The sequence below is a fragment of the Kitasatospora sp. NPDC032121 genome (assembly GCF_055580145.1).
The window spans coordinates 791,886-806,801 of sequence record NZ_JBVILX010000001.1 but is presented as its reverse complement, the minus strand read 5'-3'; the positions used below and the strand labels follow the sequence as shown (position 1 = coordinate 806,801).

11 protein-coding genes are annotated in these 14,916 nt (G+C 75.3%); 3 read left to right on the top strand and 8 right to left on the bottom strand.

All coding sequences use genetic code 11. From position 1 onward, the window contains the following. Positions 1 to 84: 84 nt before the first annotated feature. The 4 genes from lipB to ACZ5OX_RS03665 form a co-directional block, all read right to left on the bottom strand. Positions 85 to 855 carry a lipoyl(octanoyl) transferase LipB gene (gene lipB, locus ACZ5OX_RS03680; protein ID WP_392920508.1) on the bottom strand — a complete coding sequence of 257 codons (771 nt, stop codon included), beginning with the start codon at positions 853 to 855 and terminating at the stop codon, positions 85 to 87. Between the two features lie 151 nt (positions 856 to 1,006). Continuing rightward, a complete protein-coding gene (locus ACZ5OX_RS03675) occupies positions 1,007 to 2,917 on the bottom strand; it encodes a helix-turn-helix domain-containing protein (protein WP_465628564.1) in 1,911 nt (636 codons plus the stop codon). A gap of 67 nt (positions 2,918 to 2,984) precedes the next feature. Then, the gene (locus ACZ5OX_RS03670) at positions 2,985 to 4,394 is read right to left on the bottom strand and encodes an MFS transporter (protein ID WP_465628563.1); all 1,410 of its coding nucleotides are present in this window, start codon (positions 4,392 to 4,394) and stop codon (positions 2,985 to 2,987) included. Positions 4,395 to 4,544: 150 nt separating this feature from the next. After that, a complete protein-coding gene (locus ACZ5OX_RS03665) occupies positions 4,545 to 5,306 on the bottom strand; it encodes a 3-hydroxybutyrate dehydrogenase (RefSeq protein ID WP_465628562.1) in 762 nt (253 codons plus the stop codon). 368 nt (positions 5,307 to 5,674) lie between these two features. Between ACZ5OX_RS03665 and ACZ5OX_RS03660 the strand changes: the two genes are divergently transcribed. Further along, positions 5,675 to 7,522, top strand: a complete 1,848-nt coding sequence (locus tag ACZ5OX_RS03660; protein ID WP_465628561.1) for a regulator — start codon at positions 5,675 to 5,677, stop codon at positions 7,520 to 7,522. 228 nt (positions 7,523 to 7,750) lie between these two features. Here ACZ5OX_RS03660 and ACZ5OX_RS03655 read toward each other — a convergent pair whose 3' ends face one another. Beyond that, positions 7,751 to 9,082 (bottom strand): FAD-dependent oxidoreductase, encoded by a 1,332-nt coding sequence (locus ACZ5OX_RS03655; protein ID WP_465628560.1) that lies wholly within the window; start codon positions 9,080 to 9,082, stop codon positions 7,751 to 7,753. A 561-nt stretch (positions 9,083 to 9,643) separates the two neighbouring features. Then, positions 9,644 to 10,549, bottom strand: coding sequence for a TIGR01777 family oxidoreductase (locus ACZ5OX_RS03650; protein WP_465628559.1), 906 nt, complete (start codon positions 10,547 to 10,549; stop codon positions 9,644 to 9,646). A 66-nt stretch (positions 10,550 to 10,615) separates the two neighbouring features. Between ACZ5OX_RS03650 and ACZ5OX_RS03645 the strand changes: the two genes are divergently transcribed. Continuing rightward, entirely contained in the window at positions 10,616 to 11,122 is a 507-nt protein-coding gene (locus ACZ5OX_RS03645) for a GNAT family N-acetyltransferase (protein ID WP_465628558.1), read from the top strand. Between the two features lie 197 nt (positions 11,123 to 11,319). Beyond that, positions 11,320 to 12,426 (top strand): DUF2510 domain-containing protein, encoded by a 1,107-nt coding sequence (locus ACZ5OX_RS03640; RefSeq protein ID WP_465628557.1) that lies wholly within the window; start codon positions 11,320 to 11,322, stop codon positions 12,424 to 12,426. Between the two features lie 10 nt (positions 12,427 to 12,436). Here the strand turns inward: ACZ5OX_RS03640 and ACZ5OX_RS03635 are convergent, their stop codons facing one another. Next, positions 12,437 to 12,952: a DUF4240 domain-containing protein gene (locus ACZ5OX_RS03635; RefSeq protein ID WP_449790791.1), complete on the bottom strand. Its 516-nt coding sequence runs from the start codon at positions 12,950 to 12,952 to the stop codon at positions 12,437 to 12,439. A gap of 151 nt (positions 12,953 to 13,103) precedes the next feature. Next, a complete protein-coding gene (gene sucB / locus ACZ5OX_RS03630) occupies positions 13,104 to 14,912 on the bottom strand; it encodes a 2-oxoglutarate dehydrogenase, E2 component, dihydrolipoamide succinyltransferase (protein WP_465628556.1) in 1,809 nt (602 codons plus the stop codon). Positions 14,913 to 14,916 lie beyond the last annotated feature (4 nt).

Here is a 14,916-nt window from a genome sequence, read left to right as displayed (position 1 = left end):
CAATCGCAGGGCAACATGGCTACCGGCCGGTAGATTCCCGGCGGCCGCAGGGAATCCCGCCGGATCCCCGGCGGGGCGGAGGGTTCAGCGGCCGAGCGCCGGTTCCGGCAGCTCGGCGAGGACGGCCGCCAGGTGCCGTTCGACGGCCGGCGCCGCCTCGGCGGCGCTCAGCCCGCGCTTCAGCTCGCCGCTGAGCGAGGCCACGCCCGCGTCCCGGATGCCGCACGGCACGATCTTGTCGAACCAGGTCATGTCCGGGTCGCAGTTGAGCGCGAAGCCGTGCATCGTCACCCCGCGGGCGACCCGCACGCCGATCGCGGCGAGCTTGCGGTCGTCACCGCGCTGGCCGGCGTTGGAGGGCGCGTACTCGGGGCCCGCCAGCCGAGGGTCGATGCCCAGCGGCAGGCCCATCCGCAGGGTCAGCTTGCCGATGTCCACCACCTGCGCCGGGTCCACCACGGCGTCCGGGATGGAATCGCCCAGCACCCAGACCCCGCTGCGGCCCTCGACCCGGGTGGAGTCGATGCCGAACTCCCCGGCGGTGCGGATCAGCGCCTCCTCCAGCCGGCGGACGTAGGCGATGACGTCGATCGGGTCGGGCAGCTTGACGATCGGGTAGCCGACCAGCTGGCCGGGGCCGTGCCAGGTGATCTCCCCGCCCCGGTTGACCTCGACCACCGGGGTGCCGTCCAGCGGCAGGTCGGCGGGGTTGGTGCGCTTGCCCATGGTGTACACCGACTGGTGCTCCAGGAGCAGGACGGTGTCGGGGATCTCGTCGGCGACCCGCAGGGCGTGCAGTCGCTGCTGCTCCTCCCAGGCCTCCTGGTAGGGCACGGTCCGCTCGCCGATGCCCATGTGAACAAAACGCACGTTCTCGCTCACCGCTACCGCTCCTTGCCAGGCGTTCGAGACCAACCTCGCCACTGTACGCCCCGCCCGCGAGGACCCCTCAGCCGCCCGCGAGCCGCCGCCACCCCGTACCCGCTCCCTCGCTCCCCCCGCTCGGTCAACCCGCCGCGAGCAGCTGCAACCGCAGCGCGAGCTGCAGTTCCAGGGACCGCTCCGGCTGGTTCCAGTCCCGCCCGAGCAGCGCCTCGACCCGGTCCAGCCGCTGGACCACCGTGTTCACGTGGACGTGCAGCTCGTCCTTGGCCCTGGTCAGGCTGCCGCCGCAGTCGAAGTAGGCGCGCAGGGTGCGGACCAGCTCGGTGCCGCGCCGGGCGTCGTAGGCGAGCAGCGGGCCGAGCGTCGCGCCGACGAAGCCGTCCACGTCGTGGCCGTCGCCGAGCAGCACGCCGAGGAAGCCGAGCGCCCGGGCGGAGGCGCCCTCCCCGGCGCGGCCGAGCACCCGCAGCGCCCGCAGGCAGCGCAGGCCCTCGCCGTACGAGGCGGCCACCGCGGACGGCCCGGCGGCCGGGCGGCCCGCGCCGACGGTGACCGGGAACCCGGCCAGCCGGGCCAGCCGCTCGGCGGCCCGCCGGGCGGTCTCCTCGGGGTCGGCGCCGCCGCCGGTCTCGACGGGCACCAGCAGCACCACCGTCTCGGCGTGCTCGGCGCTGACACCGCGGGAGCCGAAGAGGTAGCGCCGGGCCGCGCCGGCCAGCCGTCCCCGGTCGTCGCCCTTCCCGTCGGCCGGTTCCGCGACCAGCACCAGGTGCGGCCGGGCGAGGTCGACGCCGAGCCGGCGGCCGCGCGCGGTGAGCCCGGCCGGGTCGCGCTCGGGGGCGGTCAGCAGGTCGGTGAGCAGTTCGCCGCGGATCCGGTTCTCGGTCTCCGCGACCGAGCGGCGCAGCAGCAGGAGCAGCGCGGTGACCACGCTGGCCCGCTCGAACAGTCGCCGGTCGGCGTCGTCGAGGTCGGGCCGGCCGCGCAGCACCATGGTGCCGAGCGCGTCGTGCCCGGCCAGCACCGCGCAGACCCACTGCTCGCCGTGCCGTACGGACCGGCCCTCGGCGCGGGAGGAGGCGACCGCCTCCGCCAGTTCGGCGGCGGGTGCGGAGCGTCCGGCCAGCGGCTCGCCCTCGGCGTCCAGGACCGCTATCTCCCCGCCCAGCAGGGCGGCGACGGCGGCGGCGACGTCCGGCACCTCGGCGCCGCGCAGCACCAGGTCGGTGAGCCGGTCGTGCGCCTGCTCGGCGCGCTGCACGGCGGCGGAGTGGGCCCGGACCAGCTCGTTGGCGGCGTTCAGCTCGGCGAGCGCGGCACGGGTGTCGGCCAGCGACTTGGCGGTGTCCAGGGCGATCGCGGCGTGCGCGGCCAGCGAGCAGAGCAGCGCGACCTCGTCGGGGGAGAAGGCGCGCGGCGAGCGGTCGGCGGCGAACAGGACGCCGATGACCTGCCCGCCGATCAGCAGCGGTACCCCGATGATCGCCACCAGTCCCTCGTCCAGCACGCCCGCGTCGATCGTGCCGGTGTGGTGGAAGCGCTCGTCGTTGCGGTAGTCGGGGGTGGCGTACGGGCGGGCGGTCTGCGCGACCAACCCGCCCAGGCCGTCGCCGAGGCTGAGCCGCAGGGTCTGGAACAGGACGGAGACCGAGCCGTCGGTGACCCGCATGTAGGTGTCGCCCGCGGCCTCGTCCGGCAGGGTCAGGTAGGCGGTGTCGGTGCCGAGCAGCATCCGGGCCCGGCGGACGATCGCCTGGAGCACCGAGTCCAGGTCCCGGGAGGCGGCGAGGTCTCCTGCGGTGTCGAACAGGGCGGTCAACTCGGCTTCGCGGCGCCGGTGTTGACGCAGGGTGCGGTGGACCCGCAGGGCCTGCCAGGTGGCGTCGTCGATCTCGGCGAGGACGGCGGCCGGCGCCCCGCGGCGGCGGGCGTCGGCCAGCACGTCGGCGAAGTCCTCGGTGGCGGCGCCGGAGGCGAGCAGGTCGAGCAGCCGCCGCAGCGCGGGCGCGGCGCTTTCGTGAGGGTGGTTCATGGTGCGTGCTGCCAATCGGCGTCGGTTCCGTCGGTTCCGAGAAAGCGCGATCGTACCGGCTCGGTCCTCAGGCGACGGCGGGCTTCCCGCGGTCGCCGGCACCGGCCTCCCGGCCCTCCGGCCCGGCCTGGGCACCGTCTGCGGCCTCCCCGTCGACCTCCGTGAGGTCCCGGCCCCTGGTCTCCCGGCCGCAGAGCACCGCCAGGACGGTGATCGCCGCCGCGATGGCGACGTAGACGGCGATGGGGGTGGAGCTGCCGTAGTCCTTGAGCAGCGCGGTGGCGATCAGCGGCGCGGGGGCGCCGGCCGCCACCGAGGAGAACTGGGCCCCGATCGAGGCGCCCGAGTACCGCATCCGGGTCGCGAACAGCTCGGAGAAGAAGGCGGCCTGGGGCGCGTACATGGCGCTGTGGAAGACCAGGCCGACGGTGACGGCGGTGACCAGCGAGCCGAAGGACCTGGTGTCGACCATGCCGAAGAAGACGAAGGCCCAGACACCCACCCCGACCGCGCCCACCAGGTAGACCGGCTTGCGCCCGATCCGGTCGGACAGCGCGCCGAACAGCGGGATCAGCGCGAACTGGATCGCGGAGGCGATCAGGACGGCGTTCAGCGCGGTCTGCTTGGAGAAGTGGGCGTGGGTGACGGCGTAGGTGAGCACGAAGGTCGTCATCACGTAGTAGGAGATGTTCTCCGCCATCCGCGCGCCCATGGCCACCAGCACCTCCCGCCAGTGGTTGCGCAACACCTCCACCAGCGGCAGCCGTTCGGCCGTCCGCTGCTCCGCCTGCCGCTGCTGCTGGGCCGCCAGCGCCTGCTTGAACAGCGGCGACTCGTCCACCGCGAGCCGGATCCACATCCCGACCGCGACCAGCACCGCGGACAGCAGGAACGGCACCCGCCAGCCCCACGCCAGGAACGCCGCGTCCGACTGCACCGCCGTCATCAGCGACAGCACCCCGGCCGCCAGCAGGTTCCCGGCCGGCGCCCCGCCCTGCGGCCAGGACGCCCAGAACCCCCGCCGCCGCTGGTCCCCGTGCTCCGACACCAGCAGCACGGCACCGCCCCACTCACCGCCGAGCGCGAAGCCCTGCACCAGCCGCAGTGCCGTCAGCAGCACCGGCGCCGCGACCCCGATCGAGTCGTAGGTCGGCAGCAGCCCGATCGCCGTGGTCGACCCGCCCATCAGCAGCAGGCTCACCACCAGCAGCTTCTTGCGCCCCACCCGGTCCCCGAAGTGACCGAACACCAGCGCCCCGAGCGGCCGCGCCGCGAACCCGATCGCATAGGTCAGGAAGGACAGCAGCGTCCCGGTCAGCGGATCGCTGTGGGGGAAGAACAGCTTCCCGAACACCAGCGCCGCCGCCGTTCCGTACAGGAAGTAGTCGTACCACTCGATCGTCGTGCCGATCAGGCTCGCAGCCACCACTTTCGGGAGTGAGCTGCTCGCCGCCGTACCTCGCGCGGAGGTGTTCATGGCCACCACTTCCAGAACCAGGGGGAGTCGATGTCGCCACAAGGTAGGAAGCGCCCGACCCCGGGACTATGTGGGTGGTCCACACAGTCCCGGGGTCGAATGTGCCGCTCTGCCCTATGAGCGGGCGGCGGGGGCGCGGAGCGTCCCCACTCAGTGCGCCGTCCAGCCGCCGTCGACGGGGAGGCTGGCGCCGGTGATGTAGGAGGCGGAGGAGGAGCAGAGCCAGAGGGCGAGTCGGGCGACCTCCTCGGGCTCGATGAGGCGCTTCACGGCGGTGCGGTCGAGCATGATCCGCTCGACCACCTCGTCCTCGGGGATGCCGTGGGCGAGCGCCTGGGCGGCGATCTGCTTCTCCACCAGGGGGGTTCGGACGTAGCCCGGGTTGATGCAGTTGCTGGTGACGCCGTGCGGCGCGCCCTCCAGGGCGACGGTCTTGCTCAGGCCCTCCAGGGCGTGCTTCGCGGTGACGTACGCGGACTTGAAGGCGCTGGCGCGCAGGCCGTGGACGGAGGAGACGTTGACGACCCGGCCCCATCCCTGCTCGTACATGTGCGGCAGGGTGCGGCGCAGGATGCGGAACGGGGCCTCGACCATGACGCGCTGGATGAGCGTGAAGCGGTCCGGCGGGAACTCGTGCACGGGCGCGACGTGCTGGAGACCGGCGTTGTTGACGACGATGTCGGCGTCGTCCGGCAGGGCGTCCACGGCTCCGGGGTCGGCGAGGTCGGCGACGATCGCGCGGCCGCCGATCCGCTCGGCGAGTTCCTCGGCCGGGCCGGCCGCGAGGTCGACGACGTAGACCCGGGCTCCGGCCTCGGCGAAGGCCTCGGCGCAGGCCCGGCCGATGCCCGAGGCGGCCCCGGTGACCATGGCCGTGCGGCCGGCGAGCGGGCGGGCAGTAGAGGTGTCCATGGCCGAGAACGGTAGGAATCCGACGGCCTCGCTCCCATGTGGCAGACCTCCACAGCACACCGCTGGGCTGTGGTGCCGTCCGCCATGACGCCGGAGCGAGGTCCGAACGGCGGATCGACCCCCGCGGAAGCCCTCGGGAAAGCCCCCGGAACGACCGAAGGTTCGACCCCGGACGACCAAACCCATCCCGAGCCCGCTTCCCCACAATGGGCGCGCTTGCTTCACCCGTTCGGTGGATTGCTCGGTCAGATCCACCCATAGCGCCCGAATGCTCGCTACATTCACGCCGATTCCCGACAGGGGGCGCCGCCCCAGGCCGCCGAAGTGCTGGTGAAGCCCGGTGCGACGTCCGAGAGGTGTTGACAGACATGCCCCAACGGCCTGCAACCGACAGCCCGGCGTACGGACCGCTCGACCCGCTCGGCCAGCGCCGAGGGCCGGTCGGCCGGACCCTTCCGGACGCCCCCGACGCCCTGACCGCCGAGACGCTGCCCGCCGACGCCCCGGACGCCGACGACCTTCGGCTGCCGGTGCAGGCCACACCCGACCGGCACGAGAACCCGGTCGCGCCCGCCCCGGCCCGCGGCCCCGGCCACTCCGGCCCGGCCCCGCAGAACGGCCAGCTCGCGGCGCTGATCGAGGAGGCCGGCTTCTCGCACGCCGGCCTCGCCCGCAGGGTCGACCAGCTCGGCCTGGAGCACGGCCTCGACCTGCGCTACGACAAGACCTCGGTCACCCGCTGGCTGCGCGGCCAGCAGCCGCGCGGGGCCACCCCGGCGCTGATCGCCGAGGTCTTCACCCGCCGGCTCGGCCGCCGGCTCACCGCCCAGGACCTCGGCCTGGACGCCTGCGCCCCGGTCTACGCGGGCCTGGAGTTCGCCGAGACGCCGCAGGAGGCGGTGGACATCGTGGCGAGCATGTGGCGCAAGGACAACGGCCCGCAGTCCGAGCTGCGCCGGATCGCCTTCACCCCGGCCGGCCTGGTCGTCCCCAGCCGGGACTGGCTGATCGGCCGCACCGACGAGCGGGTCGCCCGGGACGGCTCCACGCTGGCCCGGCCGGACGCCGGCCCGCCCGCCGGCAGCGCCACCTCCGTGGCCATCACCGGCGCCCCTGCACCGGGCGCGCCCGGCGCGTCCCCCGGGAGCCCGGCGCGCGGCCCGGCGCCCGGCGCCCCCACCGCCCGCAGCACGGCCGGGACCACCGGCACCGCCCCGACCATCGGCCGGGTGCCGATCCAGAGCCGCCGGCCGCCGGTCGCCGTCGAGCCGCCGTACGGCGACCCGGCCCGCGAGTCCCGCCCCACCCTGCGGGTCGGCCGCGGCGACATCGCCGCCATCCGGGCCGTCGGCGACCTCTTCCGCGCGCTCGACCACGCCTACGGCGGCGGCCACGCCCGCCAGGCGCTGGTCCGCTACCTGGAGAGCGAGGCCGAGCCGATGCTGCGCGGCCGCTACGGCGAGCAGATCGGCCGGGCCCTGTTCGGCGCGGTCGCCGACCTCACCAGGCTGGCCGGCTGGACGTCCTTCGACATCGCCGCGCACGGCCTCGCCCAGCGCTACTTCGTCCAGGCGCTGCGGCTCTCCCAGGCCGCCGGGGACCGCGCACTCGGCGGGTACGTCCTGGTGACGATGAGCCAGCAGGCCGTCCACCTGGGCCACGGCCGGGAGGCCGTCCAGCTCGCCCGGGTCGCCCAGCAGGGCGTGGGCACCGCCGTGCCGCCGGTCGTCCAGTCGCTGATGCACGCCGCCGAGGCGCGCGGACACGGCCTGCTCGGCGACGTCAGGTCCTGCACCACCGCCCTGGTGCGCGCCGAGCGCTCGCTGGCCGCGGCCCGGACCGGCGACGAACTGCCCTCCTGGGCGCGGTACTTCGACGAGGCCCAGCTCTCCGACGAGTTCGCCCACTGCTACCGCGACCTCCAGCAGTGGCGGACGGCCGCGCAGCACGCCGAGAAGTCGCTGCGGCTGCGCTCGCCCGCCTACGCCCGCAGCCGGATCTTCTGCCGCCTGGTGCTGGCCACCGCCCGGCTCGGCATGGGGGACCTCGACGAGGCCTGCACCATGGCCACCGACGCGCTGCGGGCGGCGGGGGAGATGCGCTCGGCCCGCTCGCTGGAGTACGTCCGGGACTTCCACCGCCGCCTCACCCCGTACCGCGGCAGCCCGGTGGCCCGCGCCTTCGAGGAGACGGCCCGGCAGGCGGGGGTGATCTGACCGGCGGAGTGATCCGCCCCGGCCGGCGGGAGCCGGTCGCCCACCGGCGGGCCGGGTGCGTGGGGACGGCCCCACGCACCCGGCGCACGGAGGCCGGGCCCGGCCCGGTGCCTCCGCGGACCAGGACGCCGGGCACGCCGTCGGTCTGTCACCCCGGCAGACCGCTGCCGTGTCCCGGCGCCGCGAAGTGCGCGGGCGGGGCGGCGGGGCCGGCAGGTGCCCCGCCCGTCAGGCCGCCGCCTCCGCCTCCGGGGCCTCGGCCGGGACGCCGAGGTCGCTCAGCACCGCCTGCGCCGCCCGCCGCCCGGAGACCAGCGCGCCCTGCACGGTGCTGGTGTCCCGGTGGTCCCCGGCGACGTACAGCCCGGCCAGCAGCCGCACCGGGCGGCGGGGGTTGTGCGGCGGCGGCATCGCGGGCAGCGCGTCCGGGACGTGCCGCACGCCGAGGAACTGCCAGCCCGACGTCGGGCCGCCGTACAGCTCGGCCAGCCGGGCCCGGACGGCCGGCTCCAGCCCGGCCGGGCCGCCCACGTCGAAGGCGCGACGCCCGAGCACGGTCGTGGCGATCAGCGCCTGACCGGCCGGGGCGTAGGACGGGTGCAGCTCGCTGAGCACCAGCGAGTGCGAGACCAGTGGCGGCTGACCGTTCGGCCGGTCGCCGTCGAGCAGCAGGACGGCCTCGCCCAGCGGGGCGGCGTCGGCCGCGTGGAAGAAGGTGGTGACGGCGTGGAAGGCCGGCAGCCGTAGCCCGGGCAGCAGCTCGGCGGCGGAGCGGGCGTCGGTGGCGACGACGACGGCCTGGGCGCCGATCCGCCCGTGCGCGACGGTCTCCACGCCGTCCGCGGTGACCGAGGTGACCCGCACCCCGGTGCGTACGGTGCCGGCGGGCAGGGCGGCGGCCAGCTGGGCCGGTACCGCCGCGATCCCGTCGGCGGGCAGACACAGGCGCCCGCGCGCGTACGAGCGCAGCACCAGGTCGGCGACCCGGCTGCTGGTGCCGAGGGCCGGATCGGAGAGCAGGGCGCTGAGCAGCGGGCGCAGGAAGCCGTCCACGGTGCGCTGGGCGAGGCCGTGGCCGGCCAGTGCGCGGGCGGCGGTGGTCTCCGGCCGGGCCTGGAGGCGGCCGACCGGGGTGGCGGCGAGCCGGCCGAGCCGGCCGGCCAGCCGGGCCTTGTCCAGCGGGCTGCCGAGCGGGGCCCGGGCGGCGGCCTGGCGGGCGACGGTGAGCTGGGGATCCCCGGCGCGGTAGCGGCGTCCGGCGCTGTGCACCAGTACGCCGGGCGCGAGCGGGCGCAGGTCGAGGTGGTCGAGGTCGAGCGTGCGGCGCAGCTCCGGGAAGGCGGTGTTCAGCAGGTGACTGCCGTCGTCGAGCCGGAAGCCGTCCTGCTCGCGGGTGGCCATCCGGCCGCCGATCCGGTCGGTGGTCTCCAGGACCTGAACGGTGAGGCCGTGGCCGGTGAGCGCGCGGGCGGCGGCCAGGCCCGCGAGTCCGGCGCCGACCACGACGACGTCCGGGTCGGACGGCCGGCGGGCGCGGCGGGTGAAGTCGTACGTGGGCACTGGGGTGCTCCCTCCCTGGTCCCGGGGCTCCGGCCGACGCAGGCAGCGGGGTGCCGGGACACGGTCCGTGGAGGGTGATGCCCCGTCAGTGTGAGTGTCAGACAGTCACACCCGACCGGATCCGAGGGGCGGGGAGGGTAGTGCGGCACCGGGCGGGGGCGCGGTCACGGACAGTGCGCCGTGGCGGCCGGGTTCGGGGGTCGGCGGGCGCGTACGGTCACCGGGGGCGTGCGACGCGCCCGCCGTGTGCTCCCGTGCGCCCCCTCCTCGGGCCCCCTCGGAATCCGCCCGGCATATGCCGCTGGCCAGGGCGGATGCCGTAGTCGGAGTACGCACGGGTCCGCGCGACCCGCACGCGCGCAGACCCGCCCAGCGCGCGCAGCCACCCCGCGCGCCCCGCCGTCCGGCACCGGCGCCCACCGCCCGAGCACCCACCCCGTCCGCCGTCCGCCGTCCGCCGCCCGATGCCCGACCTGTCCGCCGTCCCCCGGCGCCCGACCCCGCCGCCGTCCCCCGGCGCCCGAACCCGCCGTCGTCCCCGGCGCCCGCCCCGTCCGCCCGTCACAACGCCGCGAGCACCGCCGAGTACACCTCCGGGTGGGTGAAGCGGAAGCCCGCGTCCAGCAGCCGCCGCGGCACCACCCGGTGGCTGCCGACCACCTCGACCGCCAGCTCGCCCAGCACCGCCTTGAGCACCGCCTCCGGCACCGGGAACGGCGTCGGCCGCCGCAGCGCCCGGCCGAGCGCGGCCGTCAGCTCGGCGTTGGTCGCCGGGTTGGGCGCGGTGAGGTTGAAGGCGCCGGAGAGGTCGTCGTGGTCGATCAGGAACCGCAGCGCGGCCACCTCGTCGTGCAGCGAGATGAAGCTCCAGTACTGCCGCCCGTTGCCGAGCCGCCCGCCGAGGCCCAGCTTGAACAGCGGGAACAGCCGTGCGCCAGCCCCGCCGGCCGAGGAGAGCACCATCCCGGTGCGGGGGTGGACGACCCTGATCCCGGCCCGCTCGGCCGGCCTGGCGGCGTCCTCCCACTCCCGGCAGACCTCGGCCAGGAAGTCGTCGCCGGCGGGGGAGTCCTCGTCGATCACCCGGTCGCCGGTCTGCCCGTACCAGCCGACCGCGGAGGCGCTCACCAGGACCCGCGGCGGCTCCTTGAGCGCGGCCAGGGCGACGGCCAGCGTCTCGGTGCCGTACACCCGGCTCTCCCGGATCTCCCGCTTGTAGGAGTCCGACCAGCGGCGGTCGCCGACCCCGGCGCCGGCCAGGTGGACCACGGCCTGGACCCCGTCCAGGCCGCCCCGCTGGACCTCGCCGCCCAGCGGGTTCCAGCCGATCGCCGTGCTGCCGTCCGGCCGTGGGCCGGTCTTCGAACGGTGCCGGACCAGCCGGACCACCTCGTGGCCGTCCGCCAGCAGGGAGCGGACGAGCGCCGAACCGATCAAACCCGTGGAACCCGTGACAGCGATGCGCATGCACCCATCCTCGCAGTTCCCGGCTTCTCCGACTGTCCGTCACACCCCGCGCGCACCTCATTTAGCATGGCGCGCATGCCTGACGACGATCTGATCATCCGTACGGCGCGGAGCGACGACGAGCGCGAGCTCGCCGTCCTCAACCACGCGGCCTGGTCCTTCCTGTCCGACGTCTCCCCGCAACCGGCCGTCGAGGACCCGATCTTCGACGAGCGGCACGCCCCCGAGCACTACCTGCTGGCCGTGCTGGACGGCCGGATCGTCGGCTACGTCCGCCAGGTCCCGCCCACCCCGCTGGCGAGCAACCGGCACGTACGGCAGATCCAGGGCCTCGCCGTCGACGACACCGTCCGCGGCCGGGGCGTCGGCCGCCGGCTGGTCGAGGCGGCCTGCGCGGCGGCCCGGGCGGAAGGCGCCCGCAAGATGACCCTGCGGGTGCTCGGCTGGAACGCCCCGGCCCGCCGCCTCTACGAGAGCTGCGGCTTCGTCGTCGAGGGCTCGCTGGCCGAGGAGTTCCTGATCGACGGCCGGTTCGTGGACGACGTCTGGATGGCCCGCGGCCTGACCGACTGAGCCACCAGAAGGCCTGCCCGGGCCTCGCCGCGGCCCTGCCCCGGACTCGCCGGCACCCTGCCCGGGGCCCCGCCCGGACAGGCGGCCGACCGCTCGAACAGGCTTGCCGCGAAAGGCGGTTCACCGCCCGCGAGTGGTGCGGAGTCGTGACGGTTCCGCCCTGTCCGGACCGCCGTCGCGCCGGGTACCGTACGGCCGTGAGCAACTCGACGCCTCCCGGGTGGTACCCGGTCCCGGGTGCGGACGGCGCCCCCGGTCACGAGCGCTGGTGGGACGGCAACGCCTGGACCAGCGAGGTCCGACCGCTCCGGGGCGGCGTCGCGGGCGGGCTCGCCGACGCCCCCACCCAGACCTCGCCGCCCTCAGACCGGCAGCCGCCCGGCCACGGCCACCCGGGCGGCCGGGCGGCACCGGCCTACGGCTACCCGGGTCAGGACGCCTGCCAGGCCCAGGCCCAGCCCCCGCTCGGTTACCCGGCCCCGGCCCAGGGCGGCTACCAGGCCCCGGCCAACGGTTACCCGCCCCAGGCCGGCTACCCGCCCCAGGACCCCGGCTACGGCTACGGCTACCCGGGCCCGGGCTACCCGCCGCCGAAGACCGGGTCGAGGACCGGCCCGGTCATCGGCATCGCGGTCGCCGTGCTGGCCGTGGTCGGGATCGTCGCCGGGGTCGCGCTCAGCGGCGGCGGCGACCCGAAGGCGGACCCGGCCCCGACCGTCACCGTGACCGAGAGCGGCAGCCCCTCGCCGAGCCCCAGCCCGACCGTACCCACCGGCAGCCCCGTCGCGCCCAAGCCCCTGCCGGCGGTCAAGAGCACCGTCCCCGACCCCCAGCACGCGATCACCGTGCCGGTCTTCGACGGCTGGGACGTGTCCGCCGACCCGCCGCACTCGACGGTCTACCTCGGCACCGGCCGTTACACCTGCCCGGACGGCAGCTCCTGCATCCGCGGCCAGTTCTCGGTCGAGAAGGACACCGTCCAGGGCACCACGCCGAAGGCGGCCGCCGACGCCCAGATGCCCGTCTACGCCGCGCAGGTCTTCTCCGGGGTCAGCTCGCACACCGACGCCGGCTCCGGGTACGTCAGCGTGGCCGGGGTGCTCGGCTACGCCACCCGCTGGCACATCCGCACCACGGACGGCACCCAGGGCTACGTCCTGGTGGCCGCCCTCCCGGCCAAGGGCGGCGGCTACGTGGTCATGGAGGGCGGCGTGGACGACAACCCGGCGGCGCCGGAGTTCGCGGCGCTGGACCGGATCCTCCGGGGCATCAAGCAGGACGGCACTGCCGGCAGCAGTGTCTGAGGACCGACACCTAGTCCCCGTACCGCTCCCAGAGCTTGGGGAAGCGCTTCGCCATGACGTCCGGGTCGTCGAAGTCCAGCGCCGTCCCGGACGGCCGCGCCGGCTGCCGCCCGCCCACCTCGGGCAGCGGCAGACCGGTCAGCTGCTCGTACGCCTCGTCGGCGGCGTAGCCGAGGTCCTCGGCCTCGCCGTCCTCCTCCTCGTCGAACTCGGGCAGGAGGTCCGCCAGGTCGTCCGGCTCGGCCAGCCCGCCCTCGAAGACCTCCCGGCCCTGGCCGATCAGCCAGGACCGGAAGTAGTCGAAGGTGTCGTCGGAGGCGCCGTCGAGCAGCAGGTAGGCCGCGCCCCACAGGTCGTGGCGGTAGGCCCGGTGGAACCGCGCCTGGAACAGCCGGGCGAAGTCGATCACGTCGTCCGGGGTCAGCTGGAGGAGCCGTTCCACCAGGAGGTCGGCCTGCTCGTCGGGGTCGCCCTCGGCGGCGTCCCGGGTCTCGTCGATGATCTGCCAGAAGTCCGTCTCGTCCATCACGGCTCCAGCATCCCCGTTCGGCCGCGTCCGCCGCGACTCGGCGCGCGTCCGGGACTCGGTCCGTCAGGGGCCGGGAACGGCGGAACCCCGCGCCGTCCGGGGACGACGCGGGGTTCCGTACGCGGGTTTCCGCGGGGACCTGGTGGGGTCAGAGGCCGAGCTCGACCTCGAACTCGCCGGCCTCGAGGATCTCCTTGACCGCGACCAGGTAGCGGGCGGCGTCGGCGCCGTCCACCAGGCGGTGGTCGTAGGAGAGCGACAGGTAGGTCATGTCGCGGATGCCGATGGCGGTGCCGCCGTCGGCCTCGATGACCACCGGGCGCTTGACGGTGGCGCCGATGCCCAGGATGGCGACCTGGTTCGGCGGCACGATCACGGTGTCGAACAGCGCACCGCGCGAGCCGGTGTTGCTGATGGTGAAGGTGGCGCCGGACAGCTCGTCCGGGGTGATCTTGCTGTCGCGGACCTTGGCGGCCAGCTCGGCGGTCTTCTTCGAGATGCCGGCGATGTTGAGGTCGCCCGCGCCCTTGATGACCGGGGTCATCAGGCCCTTCTCGGAGTCCACCGCGATACCGATGTTCTCGGTGTCGAAGTAGGTGACCGTGCCCTCGGCGTCGTTGATCCGGGCGTTGACGACCGCGTGGACCTTCAGCGCCTGGGCGGCGGCCTTGACGAAGAACGGCATCGGGGAGAGCTTGACGCCCTCGCGGGCCAGGAAGCCCTCCTTGGCCTTGGCGCGCAGCGACATGATCCTGGTGACGTCCACCTCGACCACGCTGGTGAGCTGGGCCTGCTCGTGCAGCGCCTTCATCATGTTGTCGCCGATGACCTTGCGCATGCGGGTCATCTTGACGGTCTGACCGCGCAGGGCGGACGGCGCGACGGCGGCCTTCGGCGCGGCGGCCGGGGCGGCAGCGGCGACGGGGGCCGGAGCGGCCTTGGCGGCCTCCGCGGCGGCGATGACGTCCTGCTTGCGGATGCGGCCGCCGACGCCGGTACCGGCGACGGAGGACAGCGCGACGCCGTGCTCGGCGGCGAGCTTGCGCACCAGCGGGGTGACGTAGGCGTCACCGTTGTCGGCCACCGGAGCGGCCGGAGCGGCAACCGGGGCCGGGGCGGCGACCGGGGCCGGGGCGGCAACCGGGGCCGGGGCGGCGACCGGGGCCGGGGCGGCAACCGGAGCAGCCGGGGCGACCGGGGCCGGGGCGGCGACCGGGGCCGGAGCGGCCGGGGCAGCGGGGGCCGGGGCGGCAACCGGGGCCGGAGCGGCAACCGGGGCCGGGGCGGCAACCGGGGCCGGGGCGGCAACCGGAGCCGGAGCGGCGGCGACGGCACCGGCGGCACCGATCAGCGCGAGCTGGGCGCCGACCTCGGCGGTCTCGTCCTCGCCGACCAGGATCTTCACCAGGGTGCCGGCGACCGGCGACGGGATCTCGGTGTCGACCTTGTCGGTGGAGACCTCGAGCAGCGGCTCGTCGATCTCGACGGTGTCACCCTCGGCCTTCAGCCAGCGGGTGACGGTGCCCTCGGTGACCGACTCGCCCAGCGCCGGCAGCAGCACCGGGGTGGCGTCGGCGGCCGGAGCGGCGGCGGGGGCCGGGGCGGCGACCGGGGCCGGAGCCGGAGCGGCCGGAGCCTCGGCGACCGGAGCGGCCGGAGCCGGGGCGGCGGCGGGCGCGGCCTCGGCGGCCGGGGCCGCGGCGGCGACCGGGGCGCCCGAACCGTCGTCGATGACCGCCAGCTCGGCGCCCACCTCGACGGTCTCGTCCTCGGCGACCTTGATGGAGGACAGGATGCCGGAAGCCGGGGCCGGGATCTCGGTGTCGACCTTGTCGGTCGACACCTCGAGCAGCGGCTCGTCGACCTCGACACGCTCACCCTCGGCCTTCAGCCAGCGGGTGACAGTGCCCTCGGAAACGCTCTCGCCCAGCGCGGGCAGTGTTACTGAGACCGCCATGGTT